This is a genomic window from Pseudomonas sivasensis, assembly GCF_013778505.1.
Classification (GTDB): Bacteria; Pseudomonadota; Gammaproteobacteria; order Pseudomonadales; family Pseudomonadaceae; genus Aquipseudomonas; species Aquipseudomonas sivasensis.
The window spans coordinates 83,321-103,810 of sequence record NZ_JAAOWU010000007.1 but is presented as its reverse complement, the minus strand read 5'-3'; the positions used below and the strand labels follow the sequence as shown (position 1 = coordinate 103,810).

25 protein-coding genes are annotated in these 20,490 nt (G+C 58.7%); 11 read left to right on the top strand and 14 right to left on the bottom strand.

What is annotated here, in order from left to right; genetic code table 11:
• The first annotated feature begins 1 nt into the window (after nucleotide 1).
• The gene (locus G9Q84_RS14215) at nucleotides 2-856 is read left to right on the top strand and encodes a LysR family transcriptional regulator (RefSeq protein WP_032889029.1); all 855 of its coding nucleotides are present in this window, start codon (nucleotides 2-4) and stop codon (nucleotides 854-856) included.
• Here the strand turns inward: G9Q84_RS14215 and G9Q84_RS14210 are convergent.
• Entirely contained in the window at nucleotides 846-1,595 is a 750-nt protein-coding gene (locus G9Q84_RS14210) for a sulfite exporter TauE/SafE family protein (RefSeq protein ID WP_032889026.1), read from the bottom strand. The two genes, G9Q84_RS14215 and G9Q84_RS14210, sit on opposite strands and share 11 nt — an antisense overlap.
• 108 nt (nucleotides 1,596-1,703) lie before the next feature.
• Between G9Q84_RS14210 and G9Q84_RS14205 the strand changes: the two genes are divergently transcribed.
• The 3 genes from G9Q84_RS14205 to G9Q84_RS14195 all read left to right on the top strand — a co-directional run bounded on the left by G9Q84_RS14205 (nucleotide 1,704) and on the right by G9Q84_RS14195 (nucleotide 3,748).
• Nucleotides 1,704-2,654, top strand: a complete 951-nt coding sequence (locus tag G9Q84_RS14205) for a LysR family transcriptional regulator (protein ID WP_032889023.1) — start codon at nucleotides 1,704-1,706, stop codon at nucleotides 2,652-2,654.
• 78 nt (nucleotides 2,655-2,732) lie between these two features.
• Nucleotides 2,733-3,185, top strand: coding sequence for a MarR family winged helix-turn-helix transcriptional regulator (locus tag G9Q84_RS14200; RefSeq protein ID WP_122755792.1), 453 nt, complete (start codon nucleotides 2,733-2,735; stop codon nucleotides 3,183-3,185).
• A gap of 143 nt (nucleotides 3,186-3,328) precedes the next feature.
• Nucleotides 3,329-3,748, top strand: a complete 420-nt coding sequence (locus G9Q84_RS14195) for an organic hydroperoxide resistance protein (protein ID WP_010176159.1) — start codon at nucleotides 3,329-3,331, stop codon at nucleotides 3,746-3,748.
• 62 nt (nucleotides 3,749-3,810) lie between these two features.
• Here G9Q84_RS14195 and G9Q84_RS14190 read toward each other — a convergent pair whose 3' ends face one another.
• Nucleotides 3,811-4,383: an elongation factor P gene (locus G9Q84_RS14190; RefSeq protein WP_032889016.1), complete on the bottom strand. Its 573-nt coding sequence runs from the start codon at nucleotides 4,381-4,383 to the stop codon at nucleotides 3,811-3,813.
• Between the two features lie 49 nt (nucleotides 4,384-4,432).
• Complete coding sequence (gene earP / locus G9Q84_RS14185) at nucleotides 4,433-5,566, bottom strand: elongation factor P maturation arginine rhamnosyltransferase EarP (RefSeq protein WP_181643566.1); 1,134 nt, start codon at nucleotides 5,564-5,566, stop codon at nucleotides 4,433-4,435.
• 132 nt (nucleotides 5,567-5,698) lie between these two features.
• On the opposite strand from earP, the gene G9Q84_RS14180 reads away from it, so the two are divergent.
• Nucleotides 5,699-6,067: a hypothetical protein gene (locus G9Q84_RS14180; RefSeq protein WP_099601460.1), complete on the top strand. Its 369-nt coding sequence runs from the start codon at nucleotides 5,699-5,701 to the stop codon at nucleotides 6,065-6,067.
• 12 nt (nucleotides 6,068-6,079) lie between these two features.
• Nucleotides 6,080-6,562: a GreA/GreB family elongation factor gene (locus tag G9Q84_RS14175; RefSeq protein ID WP_032889009.1), complete on the top strand. Its 483-nt coding sequence runs from the start codon at nucleotides 6,080-6,082 to the stop codon at nucleotides 6,560-6,562.
• Between the two features lie 5 nt (nucleotides 6,563-6,567).
• Here the strand turns inward: G9Q84_RS14175 and cysB are convergent, their stop codons facing one another.
• The 5 genes from cysB to G9Q84_RS14150 form a co-directional block, all read right to left on the bottom strand.
• On the bottom strand, nucleotides 6,568-7,542 hold the full coding sequence (gene cysB, locus G9Q84_RS14170) for an HTH-type transcriptional regulator CysB (protein WP_003189876.1): 975 nt from the start codon (nucleotides 7,540-7,542) through the stop codon (nucleotides 6,568-6,570).
• 104 nt (nucleotides 7,543-7,646) lie between these two features.
• Nucleotides 7,647-8,147 (bottom strand): universal stress protein, encoded by a 501-nt coding sequence (locus G9Q84_RS14165; RefSeq protein ID WP_181643565.1) that lies wholly within the window; start codon nucleotides 8,145-8,147, stop codon nucleotides 7,647-7,649.
• Between the two features lie 53 nt (nucleotides 8,148-8,200).
• The gene (locus tag G9Q84_RS14160) at nucleotides 8,201-9,118 is read right to left on the bottom strand and encodes a 5'-nucleotidase (RefSeq protein WP_032889004.1); all 918 of its coding nucleotides are present in this window, start codon (nucleotides 9,116-9,118) and stop codon (nucleotides 8,201-8,203) included.
• Nucleotides 9,119-9,134: 16 nt separating this feature from the next.
• Nucleotides 9,135-10,088 (bottom strand): putative 2-dehydropantoate 2-reductase, encoded by a 954-nt coding sequence (locus tag G9Q84_RS14155; RefSeq protein ID WP_032889002.1) that lies wholly within the window; start codon nucleotides 10,086-10,088, stop codon nucleotides 9,135-9,137.
• The gene (locus G9Q84_RS14150; protein ID WP_181643564.1) at nucleotides 10,085-10,471 is read right to left on the bottom strand and encodes a thioredoxin family protein; all 387 of its coding nucleotides are present in this window, start codon (nucleotides 10,469-10,471) and stop codon (nucleotides 10,085-10,087) included. The genes G9Q84_RS14155 and G9Q84_RS14150 overlap by 4 nt, the downstream gene beginning before the upstream one ends.
• On the opposite strand from G9Q84_RS14150, the gene G9Q84_RS14145 reads away from it, so the two are divergent.
• Both G9Q84_RS14145 and G9Q84_RS14140 read left to right on the top strand, forming a co-directional pair.
• Nucleotides 10,470-10,904, top strand: a complete 435-nt coding sequence (locus G9Q84_RS14145; RefSeq protein ID WP_032888998.1) for a pilus assembly protein PilZ — start codon at nucleotides 10,470-10,472, stop codon at nucleotides 10,902-10,904. The genes G9Q84_RS14150 and G9Q84_RS14145 overlap by 2 nt on opposite strands.
• A 131-nt stretch (nucleotides 10,905-11,035) precedes the next feature.
• Entirely contained in the window at nucleotides 11,036-12,112 is a 1,077-nt protein-coding gene (locus G9Q84_RS14140) for a 3-deoxy-7-phosphoheptulonate synthase (RefSeq protein ID WP_032888996.1), read from the top strand.
• A 63-nt stretch (nucleotides 12,113-12,175) separates the two neighbouring features.
• Here the strand turns inward: G9Q84_RS14140 and G9Q84_RS14135 are convergent, their stop codons facing one another.
• Nucleotides 12,176-12,457 carry a GNAT family N-acetyltransferase gene (locus G9Q84_RS14135; protein ID WP_003189869.1) on the bottom strand — a complete coding sequence of 94 codons (282 nt, stop codon included), beginning with the start codon at nucleotides 12,455-12,457 and terminating at the stop codon, nucleotides 12,176-12,178.
• Nucleotides 12,458-13,069: 612 nt separating this feature from the next.
• Between G9Q84_RS14135 and oprI the strand changes: the two genes are divergently transcribed.
• Nucleotides 13,070-13,321, top strand: coding sequence for an outer membrane lipoprotei OprI (oprI, locus tag G9Q84_RS14130; RefSeq protein WP_003172710.1), 252 nt, complete (start codon nucleotides 13,070-13,072; stop codon nucleotides 13,319-13,321).
• A 135-nt stretch (nucleotides 13,322-13,456) separates the two neighbouring features.
• Here the strand turns inward: oprI and G9Q84_RS14125 are convergent, their stop codons facing one another.
• From G9Q84_RS14125 to G9Q84_RS14115, 3 genes are all read right to left on the bottom strand, one after another.
• A complete protein-coding gene (locus G9Q84_RS14125; RefSeq protein ID WP_181643563.1) occupies nucleotides 13,457-14,425 on the bottom strand; it encodes a L,D-transpeptidase family protein in 969 nt (322 codons plus the stop codon).
• Between the two features lie 86 nt (nucleotides 14,426-14,511).
• Nucleotides 14,512-14,805, bottom strand: coding sequence for a hypothetical protein (locus tag G9Q84_RS14120; RefSeq protein WP_010211879.1), 294 nt, complete (start codon nucleotides 14,803-14,805; stop codon nucleotides 14,512-14,514).
• Nucleotides 14,806-14,863: 58 nt separating this feature from the next.
• Nucleotides 14,864-15,469 (bottom strand): arylesterase, encoded by a 606-nt coding sequence (locus G9Q84_RS14115; protein ID WP_032888992.1) that lies wholly within the window; start codon nucleotides 15,467-15,469, stop codon nucleotides 14,864-14,866.
• Between the two features lie 10 nt (nucleotides 15,470-15,479).
• On the opposite strand from G9Q84_RS14115, the gene G9Q84_RS14110 reads away from it, so the two are divergent.
• Complete coding sequence (locus tag G9Q84_RS14110) at nucleotides 15,480-16,163, top strand: ABC transporter ATP-binding protein (protein ID WP_032888990.1); 684 nt, start codon at nucleotides 15,480-15,482, stop codon at nucleotides 16,161-16,163.
• Nucleotides 16,163-18,673, top strand: coding sequence for an ABC transporter permease (locus G9Q84_RS14105; RefSeq protein WP_181643562.1), 2,511 nt, complete (start codon nucleotides 16,163-16,165; stop codon nucleotides 18,671-18,673). The genes G9Q84_RS14110 and G9Q84_RS14105 overlap by 1 nt, the downstream gene beginning before the upstream one ends.
• 45 nt (nucleotides 18,674-18,718) lie before the next feature.
• On the opposite strand, the gene greB is transcribed toward G9Q84_RS14105, so the two are convergent.
• Both greB and G9Q84_RS14095 read right to left on the bottom strand, forming a co-directional pair.
• Complete coding sequence (greB, locus tag G9Q84_RS14100) at nucleotides 18,719-19,192, bottom strand: transcription elongation factor GreB (protein WP_032889294.1); 474 nt, start codon at nucleotides 19,190-19,192, stop codon at nucleotides 18,719-18,721.
• A 113-nt stretch (nucleotides 19,193-19,305) separates the two neighbouring features.
• Entirely contained in the window at nucleotides 19,306-20,289 is a 984-nt protein-coding gene (locus G9Q84_RS14095) for a hypothetical protein (RefSeq protein WP_099601456.1), read from the bottom strand.
• Nucleotides 20,290-20,490: the final 201 nt, after the last annotated feature.

Sequence of the window (20,490 nt, the reverse complement as noted above, 5' to 3'; positions counted from 1 at the left end):
AATGTCCAGCTACCCAAGCATCGACACTGAAGTGCTGCGCACCTTCGTCGCCATCGCCGACCAAGGCGGTTTTACCCGCGCTGGCGAACTGGTCAACCGCACTCAATCGGCGGTGAGCATGCAGATGAAGCGCCTCGAAGAAGACGTGTTGCAGCGCAAACTATTCGAGCGCGACGGCAGGCAGGTGCGTCTAACGCCCGAGGGCCAAGTACTGTTGGGATATGCGCGGCGAATTCTGAAACTGCATAGCGAGGTGTTCAACACCCTGCGCGAGCCGCATATGGTGGGGCTGGTACGGATCGGCACGCCGGACGACTACGTAATGCGCTTCCTTCCGGGAATCCTCAAGCAATTTTCCAAAGCGTACCCGCTGATCCAAATCGAACTGCATTGCGAGTCGTCAACGGTGCTGATGCAGCGACGCGACCTGGCACTGACGGTAATCAGCCGCGAACCTGGCAAAGAAATCGGCGAACTGTTACGCACTGAACGGATGGTCTGGGCAGCAGCGCCCTGCTTTTGCGTGGAGGACCACGATGCCGTGCCCCTGGCAGTCTCCGGCGCCGACTGCCTGTACACACAGTGGACCCGCGCCGCTCTGGATGCTTCCGGCCGAGACTATCGCCTGGCGTACCACAGCACCAACGTGGCGGCGATCCAGGCGGTGGTGAGTGCCGGCCTGGCCGCGATGATCTGCATGGAAAGCCTGGTGACTGAAGACTTGCGCGTACTCGGCAGCGACGAGGGTTTCCCACCGCTGCCCTCGATGAATCTGCACTTGCTGCGCAACCCGCAAATCACCTCGCCAATCACCGAGTGCCTGGCCGAGTACATCCTGGAAGGCTTCAGACTTTAAAGGTCAGCATCACCGCACACACCACCAGGAACCCGCAGAACAGGCCACGCAACAGGCGTTCGGGTAATGCGTGGGCAACTTTCACGCCCCAACTGATACTGAGCAGGCCACCGACCGCCAGGGGTATGCCGATCATCCAGTCCACTTCGTGGTGCCAGGCGTAGGTGACGAGGGTCACGCCCGTGCTGGGCAAAGCCAAGGCCAGGGACAAGCCTTGAGCGACTACTTGGGTGGTGCCGAACACACTGGTCAGCACCGGAGTGGCGACCACCGCGCCGCCGACACCAAACAGGCCGCCCATGGAGCCGGATACGGCGCCCAGCACCCCGAGCCAGGGCCAGGAATAACGCATTTGCGCGGTCGGCGGCGCGTTGCGGGTGAACATGCGCAGCAGGTTGTAGCCCGACAACGCCACCAGAAAGGCAATAAAGCCAATCCGCATCGCGCCGGCATCAAGGCCTACCGCCCAGATCGAGCCCAGCCAGGCAAAGCTGAAACCCATAATCCCAAGCGGCAGCGCGTGACGCAGTTCAATTCGGTTGCGCTGGTGGTAACGCCACAGGGCGAGCATCACATTTGGCACTACCATCACCAGCGCGGTGCCCTGAGCAATTTGTTGATCCAGGCCAAACAATACGCCGAGCACCGGGATCGCAATCAGCCCACCGCCAATGCCAAACAACCCGCCCACCGTGCCCAAGGCAGCGCCCAGCACCAGGTACATCGCTAAATCCCACACCGCTTATTACTCCACAATCCCAGGCTCTGCATGCTACGCAGTCGGCCCTGGCGCGGAAACGCACAGCAACGCACAATGGCTGTGCCAATTTTGCACAAGCACTCAGCCATGAACCCCAATACCCTCACTGATCAGTTGAGCCTGTTTCTAGATGTGCTCGAAACCGGCAGCTTTTCCGCAGCTGCACGCCGCCACCCACTGACGCCCTCCGCGGTGGCGCGGCGCATCGACAGCCTGGAAAGCTCAGTGGGTAGCCGCTTGTTCCAACGCAGCACTCATGCGGTAGTGCCGACGCCCGCTGGCCTGGCGTTTGCCGAGCGGGCGCGGCGGATTGTCAGCGAATTGCAACTGGCGCGCGCCGAAGCGGTGTCCCTGAGCCATGCGCCGGAAGGCTTGATCCGCGTGGATGCGCCCGCGGCGTTTGGTCGACGGCATCTGGCACCGGTGATTGCGGACTTTCTGAAGGTCTACCCCGGCCTGGACGTGCACCTGCATCTGATCGACAGTTTTGTGGATATGCAGGGTGCGCACTTGGGCAAGGTCGATCTGGTACTGCGGGCCGGGCATATCGTCGACACCCGGTTGATCGCCACGCCCTTGGCCAGCATCGTGCGCATCGCCTGCGCCAGTCCCGCCTACCTCAAAAGCCGCGGCACGCCGACACATCCCCGAGAGTTGAGTGACCATGACGGCTTGGACTGGGATGGCCTGGCGCCGATGTTCGCGTGGCGCTTCGAGTTGGACGGGCGCCGCGCAACCTATCGCCCGCGGCGCATCCGAATGAGCGCCAACAATGCCGAAGCGCTGCTCTCAGGCGCGTTGGCCGGGTTGGGCATCGCCCACCTGCCCACTTGGCTGGCCAGCGAATACCTGGTGCGCGGCGAGTTGCTGCCGCTGTTTTGCGAAGATGGCCTACCCAGCCCGGAAACCACCGGAATCTATGCGCTGCGACTGGAACAGCAGGCCAACGCGCGCAGCCGCTTGCTGCTGGAGTACCTCAAATCCCGTTTCAGTCCAGTGCCGCCATGGGATCTGGCGCTACAGAGCGGCCTGGTCTGAGCGCCTGGACCGAATTATCTGGCGCATTAAAGATTTGCCCGCTAGATTTCAGCCCATACACGTTTTTAAGGCACCGCCATGAGCAAAAACCCTGATCCGTGCGAATCCCTGATGCTGAATAACCAGCTGTGTTTCGCCTTGCACTCCACTTCATTGCTTATGACCAAGGTCTACAAGCCTCTGCTGCAAGCTCTCGGCCTGACGTACCCGCAGTACTTAGCCATGATGGTGCTGTGGGAAGAGGACGGTTTGACTGTCGGCGAAATCAGCAGCCGCCTGCTGACGGACCCTGGCTCACTGACGCCACTGCTCAAGCGCCTGGAGGCCGAAGGCCTTCTCAGCCGCACCCGCAGCCGCGAAGATGAACGGGTGGTGGTGGTGGAATTGACTGCCGCGGGACGTGCCTTGCAGGACAAGGCAATGGGTATTCCGCAGTGCATCCTCAGGGCCAGCGGTTTGGAACTGGAGCAGTTGCGCAAGCTGCAAGCTGATCTGATTACGTTGCGCAGTAACCTGCAAAGCACCGTTTAGCCACCTTCACGCATTGACTTGCAGCACTCCCCGGAAAACATTTCAAAAATTATCTTGCGCACTAAATATTAGCGCTATACATTTGCCTCACAAACTAATTAGCGCGCAAATATTTTGCGAAACACTAGACCGAGGACGACACCATGCAAACTCTCTACACCGCAGTAGCCACCGCCACCGGCGGACGTGATGGTCGCGCTGTTTCCAGCGATAACATTCTCGACGTTAAGCTCTCCACGCCTAAAGAGCTGGGCGGCGCCGGTGGCCAAGCCACTAACCCGGAACAACTGTTCGCTGCTGGCTACTCGGCCTGCTTTATCGGCGCGCTGAAATTCGTTGCCAGCCAGACCAAACGCAAAATCCCGGACGACGCCTCGATCACTGCCCACGTAGGCATCGGCCAGATCCCCGGCGGTTTCGGCTTGGACATCGACCTGCACATCAGCCTGCCAGGCCTGGCCCAGGATGACGCGCAAAGCCTGGTCGATGCGGCTCACCAAGTCTGCCCGTACTCCAACGCCACCCGTGGCAACGTCGATGTGCGCCTGCATGTAACCGTATGAAAAACACCCGCCCATAAAAAAACCCGACGTGAAGTCGGGTTTTTTTATGGGCGGAGCCAGAATTACTTCTTGGCGCGGCCTTTGTACGAACCGCCTTCGCGGGTGTCGATCTCGATCAGGTCGTCGATTTCGATGAAATCAGCTACTTGCAGCTCGGTACCGTTAGCCAGCTTGGCAGGCTTCATCACCTTGCCCGAAGTGTCGCCGCGAGCGGAGCCTTCGGTGTAGGCAACTTTACGCACGATAGTGGTTGGCAGTTCAACGGAAACCAAACGCTCTTCGAAGAAGATCGCTTCGCAGATATCTTCCATACCTTCTTCCACGAACGGCAGAACGGCTTCAATGTCTTCAGCGTTCAGCTCGTACATGGTGTAGTCAGTGGTGTCCATGAACGTGTAGGTGTCGCCGCTGATGAAGGACAGGGTCGCTTCTTTGCGGTCGAGGATTACGTCGTCCAGTTTGTCATCGGCGCTGTAGACGATCTCGGTCTTGTAACCGGTCAGCAGGTTCTTCAGCTTGGTCTTCATGATTGCGCTGTTACGACCAGACTTGGTGAACTCAGCTTTCTGAACCAGCCAAGGGTCGTTTTCGAGACGGATCACTGTACCGGGTTTCAGTTCTTTACCAGTTTTCATTGCATATATCCGAAATTTGGATGGGATTTACAAAAATCAAGGTGGCGTATCATATCCAACTTTCATAAAACTGTACCAGCGCCGTCGCAAGATCAGCCTGCAAGCCCTGTTCCAGACACCACGTTTCGGCGCGTTGAGTGACTTCCGGCCAGTGCTCCAACAATTTTTTCCACGGCTGTGCCATGTCACCCTCGGTGTTCCAAGCCTGCCAAAGCGCGACCAATGCCGCCTTCGCGGCCGGTGATAAGGCGGCGGTGTACAAATCCAGGAAGGCATCTAGCTTGTCGAGGTGTATGTCTTCGTCCTGGCGGTAGATGTGCCACAGCAACGGGCGCCCCGCCCATTGGGCGCGGACGAACGAGTCTTCACCGCGCACTGCGTTAAAGTCACAGCACCACAGCAGGTGGTCATATTGCTCCTGACGCACGAACGGCAGCACCTGCACGGTCAGAGACTTACGTTGATGAATATCGCCCGCGACGAGCCCTCCTACACCGAGCCAGCGCTGTACGTCACCGAGGATGCGGCCCTCCGGCACCAGTAGATGAGTGGCACGCCCGTCCGTCGATAAGACGTCCAGCCATCCGGCGAGACCAGCGTTTTCGTAGGCAAACAGTGAGAACAGCCGCGCACCATCATGCGGAATCACACCTAAGGTTTGCAGGAATTGTCGCTGCGCAGCGACATCCAGTTGAAAAGCGTGACGCTTTTCCAGCAACCCCGCCTCACGGAGCAAACCGCCAGTACCAGGTCGGAAGCCGGGGAAAAAGAAGTACTTCTGTACTCCCTTGAACTTCACCGACGGCAGGCGATGGCAGCCCACCACCCAGTCCTCGGCACTGAGGTAATCCAGGTTCATCCACAACGGCGTGCGCTCACGCTCGGCCATGGCTTCCATATACTCAGGCGGTAACTGGCAGGCGAAAGCGGCAATCACCACATCTCCGGCAGGAGTTGGCGACCATTGGGCTGGCCAGTGGTGTACATCAACGCCCTCCTGCCACTGTTGCTCCCGCTGCACATCCACCTCGGGGCACATGCGTTCGAAGGCCCGCAGGTCATCAACCCACAAGCGCACCTCGCAGCCATGCTCCACCACCAATTGCCGGGCCAGCCGCCAAGTCACGCCGATGTCGCCGAAGTTATCGACAACGCTGCAAAAAATATCCCAGCGGGCTTTCATTCCGGGCTCCAACGCTCAAAGGCTCGATTGTCCGCATAAATGCGCCGATGCAGAAGGCTTGATCGCGATTATTCTGCACAGTGGCTGTGCGACAATCGCCGCTACGCCGCAAATGCCCGCCAGGAGGCCATCATGTCGGATCAATCGTTGTCGCTGCTCAAGCTGTGCATCGCTATCGCCGTGGGTGTATGGCTGGGGTTTATCGCCATTGCGCTGACCACCTGGCTGGCGTCGAGCTACCTGTTCCCGCAAAGCCTTGCGCCGGTGGCGCAGGCAGTCCAGCAATTAGGCAAGCCGACCGTTGTCGCGCCTGAACCCCCCAACCGTATGTTCGAGCAGTACCAGCAGAACCTGCACAAGCAGGAACAGCAACAAGCCCTGGACCAGGCACGTAACAACGCACGTAACCTGTCCAACCCCAAATGCCAGTTCTGGCTGCAACAGGACCAGAACGCGCCCAATGAAAAGAGCCGGGCCAATGTCCTGCAATTCTGCGAATGATCAAGCACAACCATGAATAAGCACGCCGTCCTCCAGTTGATCCTGGAAAAACTCACTGTCGATCTCGATATCGCCCAGCGCGCCGCGCAGACCGCCTACGAAACCGCGACTCACGAAGAGAACATCGCGGAAAACAAATACGACACCCTGGGGTTGGAGGCTTCGTATCTCGCGGCCGGGCAGGCCAAACGGGTCGAGGAAATCAAGCAAGCGCTCGCGCTGTGCCAGAACCTGCAGTTGCGTGCCTACGATGATCAACGAGGCATAGAAGTCGGCGCGCTATTGGGCCTGGAGGACGAGAACGGTCGCCAGCAATGGCTATTCCTGGCGCCTGATGCTGCAGGCTTGAAGGTGGATGTGGTCGGGCAACCGGTGACTGTCATCACCCCGCGCTCGCCCATGGGCAAAAGCCTGCTGGGCAAGTTCGAAGGCGATGAGGTAGAGATTCTGGTGGCAGGCGCCCGGCAACTGTTTACGGTTACCGAGGCCCGATAAACCACTCAGTGGACGGGCAATTCAACGCCGTCGAACAGCTCTTCCAGCTCCTGTTTGTTATGGCACTGGATCGCCTTGGCCATCACTTCGCGGGTCAGGTGCGGCGCAAACTTCTCGATGAAGTCGCACATGAACCCACGCAGGAACGTGCCACGCCGGAAGCCGATCTTGGTCACGCTGGATTCGAACAACTCGCTGGCGTCGAGAACCACCAGGTCTTTGTCGAGGTTGGTGTCGACGGCCATCTTGGCGACGATACCCACGCCCAGGCCCAGACGCACGTAAGTCTTGATCACGTCGGCGTCGGCGGCGGTGAACACCACTTTCGGTGTGAGGCCGCGATGGCTGAAAGCTTCGTCGAGCTTGGAGCGGCCAGTGAAACCGAATACGTAGGTCACGATCGGGTATTCAGCCAGGGCTTCGAGGGTCAGCTTCGGCAGTTTGGCCAACGGGTGCCCCTGCGGTACCACAACGCAACGGTTCCAGCGGTAGCACGGCATCATCACCAGGTCACCGAAAAGCTCCAGGGCTTCGGTGGCGATTGCAAAATCGACGGTGCCATCAGCAGCCATCTCGGCGATTTGCATCGGCGAGCCCTGGTGCATGTGCAAGGCCACGTCCGGGTATTGCTTGATGAAATCGCGGATCACCGGAGGCAATGCATAACGCGCCTGGGTGTGGGTGGTGGCGATCGATAGAGTGCCTTTTTTCTCGTTGGAAAATTCCTGAGCGATCTGCTTGATGCTTTCGACTTTACGCAGGATCTCGCCGGCAGTAGTGATGATGCGCTCACCAGCCGGGGTGACACGGGTTAGATGCTTGCCGCTGCGCGCGAACACTTCGACGCCCAGCTCGTCTTCGAGCAGGCGTATCTGCTTGCTGATACCGGGTTGCGAGGTGTACAGGCTTTGAGCGGTAGCGGAAACGTTGAGGTCGTGGTGCGCCACTTCCCAGATGTAGCGCAGTTGTTGAAGCTTCATATGTGTCCCTCAAAGCAGATAGACGCCACGGGTATCAGCGACGGTATATAACTATATTAAAGGTTAGACGGATAAATCTAGAACTTTTTATCGTTTTCTACCGGTCATACGTCATCAATGCGTCGACCTTGTAAGGACGGCACCAAGTAAACCGGCACCGTAGACAGCTGCAGCACCCGTGCCGCGGTACGCCCAAGCGGCGCTGTCGTGCCGGTTGCATGGCTGTGGCTACCGACGATCAACAGGTCGACGGACAGCTTGCACAGTTGGTCAAGAATCACCTCGCACGGGTCGCCCTGAATCACACGTACCGAGCGGATCAACTTCAAGTCCTGCTCACCCTCCCCCAACTCCTCGCGGAAACTGTCGAGCACCCGCTGCTCGATGGTCGCCATCACCGTGCTAAGCCCTTGGGTCTGCCATTCACTCAACGCCGCTTCATCAAGGTAGCTCTGCAGCACCGATTCGGCGAACAGCCCAATAGGCTCGACCGCGTGAATCACATACAGGTCAGCCTTGAACGTTCGCGCCAGCGCCAGTGCATGCTGCATCACATAGGGCGCGTACAGACCGAGGTCCGTGGCGTACAGCATCGAACGAATCATAAAACCTCCTGGACTGCCAGGGTGGAGGAGATTGAATGAGCTTAGCAGCGGCCCTAACTCTCGGCCTGAATCCTCACCTCATTACTGATGCCATGGGGCACGTGCCCCGTGGCCACCACCTCCCTGGCTTTCTCGCAATGACCGGCTTGGTCATCGAAAAATACATCAGCGGCAAACGCTTCCAGGAACGCGGACTTCTCCAGACCGCCAAGAAACAAGGATTCGTCCAAGCGAATATCCCACTCACGCAACGTGCGAATCACCCGCTCGTGAGACGGCGCCGAACGGGCGGTTACCAAAGCTGTGCGGATCGGACAGGCCTCTTCAGGAAACTCACGCTGCAATACGTTCAGCGCGGCCAGAAACCCCTTGAACGGACCGCCGTGCAAGGGCTGGCGCGCCGATTCGCGCTCGCTGGCCTGGAACGCGGCTAACCCGCCGGCCTGATACACGCGCTCCGACTCATCGGAAAACAACACCGCGTCGCCGTCAAAGGCGATGTGCAGTTCCTCGCTGGAAGCCCGTCTCGGGCCGCCCGACAAAATCGTCGCCGCTGCAAAGCCGGCATCAAGGGCACTGCGCACATCCTCAGCATGGGTCGAAAGAAACAGATGGCAACCAAAGGCGGCCAAATAAGGATAAGGGCTACGCCCTCCTACGAAAGCGGCGCGGGAGATATCCAGGCCGTAGTGCTGAATAGAGTTAAATACACGCAGGCCAGTGTCGGCACTGTTGCGCGATACGAGCACCACTTCAACCCGGGCACGACCCAGGCTGGCGTTGAGGCTCAACAGCTTTTTGACCAGAGGGAAGGCGTCGCCGGGCTCAAGGATTTCTTCCTCGTGTTCGATCTGGTATTTGCGGTAGGCCTCCACCCCTTGAGCGAGATAGACCTTGTGGCTGTCGCTCAGGTCGAACAAGGCCCGCGACGAAATCGCCAGCACCAGTTTGTCGCCTAATCCCTTCGCCATGCATTTACCCCCCGAATCAGCGGTTATGCCGATCAATAAAACTCAAGGCCTGATACAGCGCCTGCATACGCGGTAATTCGCAGCCCGCGGCTTTGGCGGCTGCCAGAGGGCGAGCATAGATGGCCTCCAGCTCCAGCGGGCGCTTATGTACGTGGTCGTGGTACATGCTCGGCAAGTAATCGTCCATGGTTTCGGTCATGGCAAACATCTGCTCAGCGTAACTCTTGGGGATTTCCTGGCCACAGGCATGGGCACCCTGCACCACTTCAGCCATCAGCGCCTGGATCAGTTGGCGACTGGATTCGTCGGCCATCAGGGCCGTGGTGCCAGTCCCCAACACTACCGAAAGGCCGTTGTAAGGCACGTTCCACACCAGCTTGTGCCAGCGCGCCTGATGCACATTGGCCATGGCCTGGGACTCGATACCAGCCTTATGAAACAACGCGGCGCCTGCCTCGACAATTGCTTTCTGACGAACCTCATCGTTAGCAGCAGAACCGCTGTGATAGCCCAGATTGACCCGGCCCAAGGCTTGATGCTCAACCACACCCGGACCAGAACGGTGCACGCCGATATAGCACAGGCCGCCGAGCAGATGCAGCGACAGCGGCAGGTGTTCTCGCAGGCTGTCTTCTACATCCAGGCCGTTTTGAAGCAGCACCACTTTGGCATCCGGCGCCGCGATTTGGGCAATGGTCGGCGCCAACTCAACATTGCCCGTGGACTTGGTGCCCACCAGCAACCAGTCACACGGCGGCATATCGGCGGCGCGCGCGTAGGCCTGAACCGGGTACAGGTGCAACTTGCCGTGCACCGTGCTGTTGATGTGCAAGCCGTGCTCGCTGACCGCGGCATATTCGCTGCGCAGCAGAAAGTGCACATCGAACCCGGCGCGCGCCAGCATCACACCGTAGAATCCCCCGATGGCACCGGTTCCGATAATGCCAACGCGTGGCGACTGTACTGTCATGGCAAATCCTCTGGAGTACGGATCAACGCTTGATTGATCGCGTCGGCAAGGTCGGCAGATGTAAGACGTGTCTGTAATTGTCCGAGGAATTGACCCTCGCACACGACGAACAACGCGGGCAAATGAAAGATCTGATAGCGTTCAACCGCGCCACCGTTGTGCCCGGCATCCACCCAGCACACACGGTCCACCGGCAAGTGCCACCCGGGCAGTTGCTGGCGCGCCCAACGGCAGCTGGAGCATCCTACGCTGGTGAACACCACGAGCGAAATCCCTGGCAATCCCAGCAATTGCTGGTCAATATCCAGGTCGGTCAATTCCAGTTCCTTCACTATACTGCTGCCACCGCCGTCTACAGAACGGTGCTCGGAGTCCGTGTACATGGGTCGTTTTTTACCTCACCCTGATGATGTCGCTGTCGAGTTAATCCAACGCCCCTCTCCCGCCATACCCCGCCAACGCCTGCTCTCTAACGGCCTGGGTGGCATTGCCTGCAATTGGCCGCGCGCCTGGCGCCAGGGCACGGCCGTTGACTTGCACATTCCATCCCTGGGTGCCACCGCCCGCTACCCAGGCTACGTGGCGTGGTGTCGCAAGGTGGAAAACGGCTACCGCGTCGGCATTTCGTTTACCGATGAACATGCGTTGTTCGGTGCGCGCATGGGCGAACAAGCATGCCGGATAGAGCGCTACTGCCGCCAGCACGAAGATGCTGAGCCTAGCCCTGCGAAAGTCGAAGCCCTGGCCCGCGAGTGGGTGGCGCGACACGCCAGTGACTTCTCCCATGAGGCGTTTGTGCGGCCAGCAGGGGATTAAAGGGGGCTTTGCCCATTGTCGCGGGCCCGTGTTACGCGCTAAGGTTCCTCCCCCCTGCATCCAAATCATGCTGTGCTCCGCCGCACGGGGATAGCTGGCGGCCGGCACCCGTGACCCTGACGAGTAACACGATGGCTGATTTACCGATCAATGACCTAAACGTCGAATCCAACGAGACGCTGATCACGCCCGATCAGCTCAAGCGCGAAATCCCCCTGAGCGACGCTGCCCTGCAGACCGTCACCAAGGGTCGCGAAGTCATCCGTGAGATTCTCGACGGCACCGACCACCGCCTCTTTGTGGTAATCGGCCCATGCTCGATCCATGACCTCAAGGCCGCACACGAATATGCTGAGCGCCTCAAGGTACTGGCGGCAGAAGTGTCCGACACCTTGTACTTGGTGATGCGCGTCTATTTCGAAAAGCCGCGTACCACCGTCGGCTGGAAAGGCTTGATCAACGACCCGTACCTGGACGACTCGTTCAAGATCCAGGACGGTTTGCACATTGGTCGTCAGTTGCTGCTGGACCTGGCCGAAATGGGCCTGCCCACTGCCACCGAAGCGCTTGACCCGATCTCCCCGCAATACCTGCAGGACCTGATCAGCTGGTCGGCCATCGGCGCGCGTACCACCGAGTCCCAGACCCACCGTGAAATGGCGTCCGGTCTGTCATCGGCCGTGGGCTTCAAGAACGGCACCGACGGCGGCCTGACTGTGGCGATCAACGCGCTGCAATCAGTTTCCAGCCCCCACCGTTTCCTGGGTATCAATCAGGAAGGCGGCGTCTCCATCGTCACCACCAAGGGCAATGCCTACGGTCACGTGGTACTGCGCGGCGGCAACGGCAAGCCCAACTATGATTCAGTCAGCGTTGCGTTGTGCGAGCAAGCGTTGAACAAGGCCAAGATCAAGCCAAACATTATGGTCGATTGCAGCCACGCCAACTCCAACAAGGATCCGGCCCTACAGCCGTTGGTGATGGAAAACGTTGCCAACCAGATCCTCGAAGGCAATCAGTCGATCATCGGCCTGATGGTCGAGAGCCATTTGAACTGGGGATGCCAGGCGATTCCAAAAGACCTGGCCGACTTGCAGTACGGCGTGTCGATCACCGATGCCTGCATCGACTGGGCCGCCACCGAAAACACCCTACGCAGCATGCACGCCAAGCTCAAGGACGTATTGCCAACACGCAAACGCACCTGAGCCGCAACTGCACACACAAAAACGCCGGGCTAAGCCCGGCGTTTTTTATTGTCTGCTGATCACTCACAGCTTCGCGGCATGACGCTGATGGCGCTCCATGTAGCGTTCGACATAGGAGCAGGAAGGGATCACCGTGTAGCCAGCCTCTTCGGCAAACTTTAAGGCCTCTTCGGTCAACGCCGCCGCAATGCCGCGGCCCCGCAGTGCGTTGGGCACGAAGGTCCGATAGATATCCAGGGTCTGCTTCCCGAGGTCCATATAGGTCAGATAGGCACGATGACCGTCCACATTGGTCTCGAACTGATGACCAGCCTGGTCATGGTGGATGGACAACGCCTCGCTCATCACTACTCCTCGCGGGTCTTGAATTCTGACCCCTACCTTACCGATGTTTTTCCGGCGAAGGAACATCTACGCCACCCCGTGCCGGTTTCGACAACGAGAAAACCTTGAGCGCTAACAACCAGCACGTAGGGAATAGTAGGCACCAATCCTGAAATTGCTCAAGGCGCACTCGTCATCCCCTGCTGCTGGTGGATATAGAAGGGGCCTCGACCAAACACTGGTCGAAAGCCTGAACATTGCCGGCAGTTGAACCTTGAGACGAACAGGCGCTCTTAAAGTCACCTGTACATGAGTAAAAGATGCCCGGCCAAGCAACGCCAAACGCAACGTAAGTGTCGGCCCGAATATATAAATTTTCATCTATATACAAAGCTTAACGCATGCAGGCCGGCCCTTTCAGCCTGGATCCAATCTTCACCCGTATGAAAAAAATTGGACGGTTTTTATACAAACCTCCAAAAGATTAGCCAAAATAGATTAGGTGCGAGAATTTTTTTTGCTTCTTGCGCTACGTCAGTTTACTTACTACAAGTAATGGGTAGTATGTACGCCGGCTATTAGCTCACTCTGAGAAAGTAGCCATTTAATAGAAAGTCCTTGAAGGGGAACACGATGAACAACGTTCTGAAATTCTCTGCTCTGGCTCTGGCCGCAGTTCTGGCTACCGGTTGCAGCAGCGTCTCCAAAGAAACCGAAGCTCGTCTGACTGCAACTGAAGACGCAGCAGCTCGCTCCCAGGCCCGTGCAGACGAAGCCTACCGTAAAGCTGATGAAGCTCTGGCTGCTGCTCAAAAAGCACAACAGACTGCTGACGAAGCTAACGAGCGCGCTCTGCGTATGCTTGAAAAAGCTAGCCGCAAGTAATAATCCCTCGGGATTGTTATCAAGCCGATCCATTTATGGATCGGCTTTTTTACTGTCTGCGATTCGCACCTGAACGCAGGCAATAAAAAGCCCGCCGCAGCGCAAGGCTGTGGGCGGGCTTTTGATCGAGCAGAGTCACTGCTGAAGATCGATCAGCGAGCTGGACGCTATAGGCGCCCCACCTGGCACGCCGATTTCAGTCGGCAAACCATCTTCCGCGGCCACCACATCACGCACCTGATCCCAATTGACCCGCAGGTTATTGGCCAAGTCTTCACGCTTGAGCAAAGCGTTGATCACCGCCGTGTGCTTGTCGACCACCGATGGCGTTCCATCATCATTCAAAGGCGTATGCGCTTCCAGATAGACCTTGCCGCCGCTGCTGCCGAACTTGTAGGCATCGTTGATGATGCGCACCGACGTACCTACCGGCACCATGCCCGCCATCTCCAGCACATTATTGTTGAACATGCGGAAACAGCCATGACTGGTACGTGTGCCAATACCGAACTTCATGTTGGAGCCGTGGATCAGGTAACCCGGTGTGCCCAGGGTGAACTTGAACGGGCCCAGCGGATTATCTGGGCCAGCAGGCACCACGTTAGGCAAAGGATCACCGTTGGCGGCGTGTTCGGCCTTGATCGAAGCCGGCGGCGTCCATGTCGGGTTCGGCGTCTTGGCGATAATACTGGTGTGGGCAATGGGCGAGCCCCAGCCCTCACGACCAATCCCCAACGGGAAGGTGTAGACCACGTTCTGGCCCTTGGGGAAATAATAGAGCCGGTATTCCGCCAGGTTGATCACGATGCCCTCGCGAGGCCCCGGCGGCAGGATAAAACTCGTCGGCAGCACGATCTCGGTGCCCGCTCCCGGCAACCAGGCATCAACACCTGGGTTGGCCGCGACCATTTCCGAATAGCCCAGGTCGTAAGTGGTGCCCAGGTCGGCAAAGGTGTCTTCGTACTTGGCCTTGATCACCTGGACCTGGCCGACGATGTCTTCACCCGGAGGTGGCAAGGGCAACTGCAAAGCAGATGCAGAACCCGCCGCACAGAGTGCAGCGAGAGACAGGCAGCAGGTGACGACGGAAAGGCGCGACAACATCCGAAAAATCCTTCGCAGAACGACGTGTAGGTAAAAATCGATTGTATACGTGATGTGAGCTTCTAGCTGCAAGCGTGTCGCGGCCCCTAGAGTTCGAAACGCAGCTCAGGCCAGATCGGCGGTGTGCCGCGCTTTTGAGACTCCAAGATGGCCCGGCACAAGGGGCAAAGGCGCTGGTCCTGGAAAATCGAGCGATCAACCCGCGACCAACGTGGCTGCGCTGGCAGTAACGTGCCGCACAGCGTGCGATCAATGGAGCCGCCCAGTTCCAATTGACGCGCCACTAAATGCACCCGCACTTCCTGGCAGGCGAAGAGATCCAACTGCTCGTCCGGCTCGATCAGTTGGTAGTTAAACAGTGACCAGGCAGGACGCGACATCGGGGGCTCCAGATCGGGGGGGCGCCACCTTAGCCGAAAGCCTGCCAGTAGAAAAGCGTCATAGCAGCGGTTTTAGCGTAGGCCAGACATTTTCCAGCAACTTGCCCTGAGCAGCGACAGCCGGGTGCAGCCCGTCAGCCTGCATCAATTGCGAATTGCCGCCGATTCCTTCAAGGAAAAACGGTACCAAAGGCACCTTTTTCTGCTGGGCGACATCGGCAAATACTTTGGCGAAGGCGTCGACATAACGCTTCCCATAGTTAGGTGGAATCTGCATGCCCAGCAACAGCACCTTCGCGCCGCTGTCCTGGGACTTCTGAATCATCGACGCAAGATTTTGTTGCAATTGCGTAGGGGGCATACCGCGCAGGCCGTCATTGCCACCCAGTTCGATAATCACTACCTCAGGCTTATGCTCTGCAAGGGCCGCCGGCAGCCGCGCGAGACCTCCAGCACTGGTATCACCACTGATGGAGGCGTTGACCACTTTATCGTCGAAACCTTCCTTCTTGAGCCGTTGCTCCAACAAGGCAACCCACCCTTTGCGTGTATCCAGGCCGAAACCGGCACTGATACTATCGCCAACGATCAGGACTGTACCCGCCGCTGCGTTCTGGGCCATGCACATCAAGGCCAGGCCAGCACTCAAAAACCACATTCGCATCGGATTCTCCATGGGCGCAAGCATTCTCACCGCGCGGAACCTTAGCAAAGTGGTTCCCAGCGCGGAAGGTGAACTGACTATCCTGCACGAACTGAGCCTCGAACTGAACAAGGGCGATAGCCTGGCTATCGTCGGCAGCTCCGGCTCCGGTAAATCCACCCTCCTCGGCCTGCTGGCCGGACTCGACCTGCCCAGCAGCGGCGAAGTCACCCTCGCCGGACAAGCCCTCAGCCGCCTCGACGAAGACCAGCGCGCACGAATCCGCGCCGAACACGTAGGCTTTGTGTTCCAGTCGTTCCAACTGCTCGACAGCCTCAACGCGCTGGAGAACGTCATGCTGCCGCTGGAGCTGGATGGCCGCAAAGACGCCCGTGAGCGCGCCAAACACCTGCTGGAACGCGTGGGCCTCGGCCAGCGCCTCACACACTCGCCACGCCAACTTTCCGGTGGCGAGCAGCAGCGTGTAGCCATTGCCCGCGCCTTTGCCGCCGAACCGGACGTGCTGTTTGCCGATGAACCCACCGGCAACCTCGACAGCCACACCGGCGAGCGCATCAGCGACCTGCTGTTCGAGCTCAATAAAGAGAGCGGCACGACCCTGGTGCTGGTCACCCACGACGAGCGCCTGGCCCACCGTTGCCGACGCCTGATCCGCCTTGAAGCCGGCCTGATGGTCGCGCCCCTGGAGCCTTGATGGCACGTTTGCCGCTGTTGCGCCTGTTCAGCCTTGCCATGCGTCAATTGCTGCGCGATGCCCGCGCTGGCGAATTGCGCGTGTTGTTCTTTGCCCTGCTGGTGGCCGTGGCCGCCAGCACTGCTATCGGTTACTTCGGTGCACGTCTCAACGGCGCCATGATGTTGCGCGCCACCGAGTTCCTAGGCGCCGACCTGGTACTTGAAGGAAGCTCACCAGCCCGGTCCGAGCAAATCCGCTCCGGGACCGAACTGGGTCTGGATCACGCGCGAGTCGTGGAGTTCTCCAGTGTTATCGCCACAGATAACGGTATCCAGCTTTCCAGTATCAAGGCGGTCAACGAGCAATATCCGCTGCGAGGCGAACTGAAGAGCGCTGCTGCGCCCTTTGGCGATGAAACCCCTGGCGGCGGCCCCAAACCCGGCGAAGCCTGGGTGGAGGCGCGGCTGCTGACGGCACTGGACCTCAAAATCGGCGACAGCGTCGATGTCGGCATGAAAACCCTGCGTCTGGCCCGCGTACTCACCTACGAACCAGATCGCGCCGGCAACTTCTACAGCCTCACGCCAAGGGTGATGATCAACCTGGCAGACCTGGACGCCACCGGCGTGGTCCAACCCGGCAGCCGCGTCAGCTACCGCGAATTATGGCGCGGGCCGCCGGAAAGCACGGTGCTGCAAACCTATCGCGACCTGCTCAAGCCGGGGCTCGCCGCCAACCAGCGACTGCAGGACTCACGCGACGGCAATCAACAGATTGGCGGCGCCTTGGGCAAAGCCGAGCGCTACCTGAACATGGCCAGCCTGGTAGCCGTGCTGCTGGCCGGCGTGGCCGTGGCTTTGTCGGCCAACCGCTTTGCCACCCGACGCTTCGACGCCAGTGCATTGCTGCGCTGCCTGGGACTGTCACGACGCGAAGCCATGTTGCTGTTCAGCCTGCAACTGACCGTACTGGGTTTGCTCGCAAGCCTGGCCGGCGCCCTGCTCGGTTGGCTGGCACAGTTCGGCTTGTTCTATTTCCTGCACGACCTGCTGCCCGCGGATGTTCCCCCCGGGGGACTGTTGCCGGCCGTTGCCGGGATCGGCACCGGGCTGGTGGCTCTCGCCGGTTTCGCCCTGCCGCCGTTGGCAGCACTCGGTCGGGTACCGCCGTTGCGGGTGTTGCGCCGCGACCTGCTGCCAATTCCGTCCAGCACCTGGATGGTTTACGGCGCTGCGCTGTTCGCACTGGGCCTGATCATGTGGCGCCTGAGCCTGGATCTGGTGCTGACCTTCGCCCTGCTGGGCGGTGGCGTGGTGGCTGCGCTGGTCCTCGGCGGCTTGCTTTTGCTGCTGTTGCAAAGCCTGCGGCGCCTGCTGGCTCGCGCCTCCCTGCCCTGGCGCCTGGGCTTGGGCCAACTGCTGCGCCACCCATTGGCGGCGGCGGGCCAGTCACTGGCGTTTGGCTTGATCTTATTGTCCATGGGTTTGATCGCCCTGCTGCGCGGCGAATTGCTGGACACTTGGCAAAACCAGTTGCCCAAGGACGCGCCTAACTACTTTGCGCTGAACATCCTGCCGGCCGACAAGGACGCCTTTAGCGCCCGTCTGCTGGAAGTGCAGGCGCAATCAGCGCCGCTGTACCCCGTGGTGCCGGGCCGGTTGATTAGCATTAATGGCGACCCGGTACAGGACATAGTCAGCAAGGACTCCAGCGGCGACCGCGCAGTACAACGCGACCTGAGCCTGACCTGGGCCGCCGACCTGCCACCGGGCAATACGCTGACTGCAGGCTCATGGTGGTCGCAACGACCCACCGAGGATATTCCTGGCGTCTCGGTAGAAGCCAAAGTTGCTGAAAGCCTCAAGCTCAAGTTGAACGATCACCTGGTGTTCACCATTGCCGGGGAAAATCGTGAAGCGCGGGTCACCAGCCTCCGAACCATCAACTGGGATAACTTCCAGCCGAACTTCTTCATGATTTTTCAGCCCGGCACGTTGAAGGACCTGCCGGCCACCTACCTGACCAGCTTCTACCTGGCGCCAGGGCATGACCAACAAATCGTCGATCTGTCGCGAGCATTTCCGGCGGTTACGATCCTCCAGGTTGAGGCCCTGCTGGAGCAATTGCGCAGCATCCTCGCCCAAGTGACCCTGGCGGTGGAATACGTGCTGTTGTTTGTACTGGCTGCCGGGATGGCCGTGTTGTTCTCCGGTTTACAGGCCACGCTGGACGAGCGCATCCGCCAAGGCGCACTGCTACGAGCGCTGGGCGCGGAACGCAAGCTGCTGGTCAAGGCACGGCGTATCGAGTTTGGCTTGCTGGGCGCCGTCAGCGGTTTGTTGGCGGCATTGGGTACCGAACTGGTGACCTGGGTGCTGTACCGTTATGCCTTTGACCTGGTCTGGCACCCGCACCCATGGCTGTTGCTGCTGCCGATCATCGGCGCCGTACTGATCGGTGCCGCAGGAGTATTCGGCACACGCCGCGCGTTGAATGCCAGCCCACTGACGATATTGCGCGAAGGCTGAAACGCCGATGGCCCGCACTCTTCAAAGACTGCGGGCCATCATTGCCTATTTCACATATTCGATCCCGGTGATCCACCAGCACACTTCGCCACCGGGAGTCTGCACGATGGCCTCATCGTCGACCTCCTTGCGCAACAAGGCACGAGCCATCGGTGAGTCGATAGAAATGTAATCCATCCGGTCATAAATCTCGTCATAGCCGACTATGCGAAAACGCTTGGTCTCTCCCTGCTCGTTTTCAATATTGACCCAAGCACCAAAAAAAACCCTACCTTCCTGCTCGGGCATGTACTCCACCACGCGCATGTCTTCCAGACGCTTGCGCAGGTAACGCACCCGTCGGTCGATTTCTCGCAGCAGCTTCTTGTTGTACTGGTAGTCGGCATTCTCACTGCGATCCCCCAGTGAGGCGGCCCACGTCACCTTGCGCGTGGTATCTGGACGTTTTTCGCGCCACAGATAATCCAGCTCTTTCTTCAGCGCCTCATGACCTTCTTTGGTAATCAGCTTGGTACTCAAACGCATGCATCCCCAGGCAATGTCCATAGATGCCGATAGGCCAGGCAATAACTCCCTGACGTCGGTTCGCTGGGGTTGATGATAAATGAACCCGGGAAAGTAGCCAGGGCAGTCTAACCATCCAGGGTCTGATCCAGCTCAAGCAGCACACCGCGCAAACTCTGGCGTAAACCCGACACTTGCGAAGTCATCACTTTCAGGGCTTCGGTCCGCTGACTGACGGCCAACGATTGGTCATGCAACTGAGTGGTGCGCTGTTCCAATTCGCGGGTCCTTTCATCCAATTGACTCTGCTCTTGCTGCAATCGGGCCTGCCATTGATCAAGGGCTGTTTCGCGTTCCATTGCAGCGAGTTTTTGTTGGGTGAGTTCCTGAGCGACACGAGCAAGGTTGGTCAGCGTACTGTCCACTTCGAACAGGTTGCAGCGGTCTGCTGGCGCCAGTTGCTTTGGCTGCACCGGAGCGTCTGGCTCATTCATTACGGCTGGTGCAGTCCGCAACACGGTCACCGGCTCATTGATTGGCATCTGCCTTGGCTCTTCTGGCGTCTGTTCATTTACGGGCAACTGGGCAGGCTCGGTTGGGTCCGCGTCCCTGGGAGGCGCACTCATTTTCGACGAGAAGCGAATGGAAGGCACAATCAATGAAGCACTTTCGATGGGTGGCATCACCGGAGCAGACATTCCCAGGGTGATCACCTTCATCACCAGGGCCTTCTTGATGGTCACCGAATGATGCTCTTCAGGCCTCGCAGGGGGCAGTTTGCACCCTTTCAAATCGAGAAAATGATAAGAAACTTGAGTGTCGGTAACACTGCCGGTCTTAATACCCGACGCCGATGTAAGAATCTGCTTAAAAACTTGCATTGCCACCTGTAAGTCTTCCTTGGACTCTACCCCATCTAGAAAATACCGATCGAGTTTTTTGCGCAGGGTTGCGATATAGACCCTTGAACTCGCCGGCTCCACCTCTTCATCCAAGCTATAAACAAGAAAGTTTGAGGCAATCTGACCAACAGCAAATCCACAGAGCAACGCCCCGTTGACCGGCGTATCTTGGCCATCGCGTTCAAGAACAAGAGTACGTAGAAGCATCATGATAATCAGGTCTCATTAGACATTCGGAAAATCTCTACAACTCCCAGACAAACACTAGGCAGTTAGAGATTACAAACACAAAACAATTGTTCCAGCGACCTGCCTAGCGTGCACGTAGGACTTTTCCTATTAATGCTTATCGGAGTTCCCAAAAACCACTATTGCTCGTATTCTTTTTCAACATCTTCGCCCTGCGCGCAC

What these genes read in the sequence shown, in the direction of transcription:
- G9Q84_RS14120 (WP_010211879.1), bottom strand. Translation starts at nt 14,805, where the DNA reads ATGTCGCGTCCTGCCTGGTCACTGTTTAACTACCAACTGATCGAGCCG.
- G9Q84_RS14135 (WP_003189869.1), bottom strand. Translation starts at nt 12,457, where the DNA reads ATGAGCGAGGCGTTGTCCATCCACCATGACCAGGCTGGTCATCAGTTC.
- G9Q84_RS14165 (WP_181643565.1), bottom strand. Translation starts at nt 8,147, where the DNA reads ATGATTCGTTCGATGCTGTACGCCACGGACCTCGGTCTGTACGCGCCC.
- G9Q84_RS14180 (WP_099601460.1), top strand. Translation starts at nt 5,699, where the DNA reads ATGTCGGATCAATCGTTGTCGCTGCTCAAGCTGTGCATCGCTATCGCC.
- cysB (WP_003189876.1), bottom strand. Translation starts at nt 7,542, where the DNA reads ATGAAGCTTCAACAACTGCGCTACATCTGGGAAGTGGCGCACCACGAC.
- G9Q84_RS14145 (WP_032888998.1), top strand. Translation starts at nt 10,470, where the DNA reads ATGGGTCGTTTTTTACCTCACCCTGATGATGTCGCTGTCGAGTTAATC.
- G9Q84_RS14160 (WP_032889004.1), bottom strand. Translation starts at nt 9,118, where the DNA reads ATGGCGAAGGGATTAGGCGACAAACTGGTGCTGGCGATTTCGTCGCGG.
- G9Q84_RS14190 (WP_032889016.1), bottom strand. Translation starts at nt 4,383, where the DNA reads ATGAAAACTGGTAAAGAACTGAAACCCGGTACAGTGATCCGTCTCGAA.
- G9Q84_RS14205 (WP_032889023.1), top strand. Translation starts at nt 1,704, where the DNA reads ATGAACCCCAATACCCTCACTGATCAGTTGAGCCTGTTTCTAGATGTG.
- G9Q84_RS14115 (WP_032888992.1), bottom strand. Translation starts at nt 15,469, where the DNA reads ATGCGAATGTGGTTTTTGAGTGCTGGCCTGGCCTTGATGTGCATGGCC.
- G9Q84_RS14140 (WP_032888996.1), top strand. Translation starts at nt 11,036, where the DNA reads ATGGCTGATTTACCGATCAATGACCTAAACGTCGAATCCAACGAGACG.
- G9Q84_RS14105 (WP_181643562.1), top strand. Translation starts at nt 16,163, where the DNA reads ATGGCACGTTTGCCGCTGTTGCGCCTGTTCAGCCTTGCCATGCGTCAA.
- G9Q84_RS14175 (WP_032889009.1), top strand. Translation starts at nt 6,080, where the DNA reads ATGAATAAGCACGCCGTCCTCCAGTTGATCCTGGAAAAACTCACTGTC.
- G9Q84_RS14150 (WP_181643564.1), bottom strand. Translation starts at nt 10,471, where the DNA reads ATGTACACGGACTCCGAGCACCGTTCTGTAGACGGCGGTGGCAGCAGT.
- G9Q84_RS14110 (WP_032888990.1), top strand. Translation starts at nt 15,480, where the DNA reads ATGGGCGCAAGCATTCTCACCGCGCGGAACCTTAGCAAAGTGGTTCCC.
- G9Q84_RS14095 (WP_099601456.1), bottom strand. Translation starts at nt 20,289, where the DNA reads ATGATGCTTCTACGTACTCTTGTTCTTGAACGCGATGGCCAAGATACG.
- earP (WP_181643566.1), bottom strand. Translation starts at nt 5,566, where the DNA reads ATGAAAGCCCGCTGGGATATTTTTTGCAGCGTTGTCGATAACTTCGGC.
- oprI (WP_003172710.1), top strand. Translation starts at nt 13,070, where the DNA reads ATGAACAACGTTCTGAAATTCTCTGCTCTGGCTCTGGCCGCAGTTCTG.
- G9Q84_RS14125 (WP_181643563.1), bottom strand. Translation starts at nt 14,425, where the DNA reads ATGTTGTCGCGCCTTTCCGTCGTCACCTGCTGCCTGTCTCTCGCTGCA.
- G9Q84_RS14195 (WP_010176159.1), top strand. Translation starts at nt 3,329, where the DNA reads ATGCAAACTCTCTACACCGCAGTAGCCACCGCCACCGGCGGACGTGAT.
- G9Q84_RS14200 (WP_122755792.1), top strand. Translation starts at nt 2,733, where the DNA reads ATGAGCAAAAACCCTGATCCGTGCGAATCCCTGATGCTGAATAACCAG.
- G9Q84_RS14215 (WP_032889029.1), top strand. Translation starts at nt 2, where the DNA reads ATGTCCAGCTACCCAAGCATCGACACTGAAGTGCTGCGCACCTTCGTC.
- G9Q84_RS14155 (WP_032889002.1), bottom strand. Translation starts at nt 10,088, where the DNA reads ATGACAGTACAGTCGCCACGCGTTGGCATTATCGGAACCGGTGCCATC.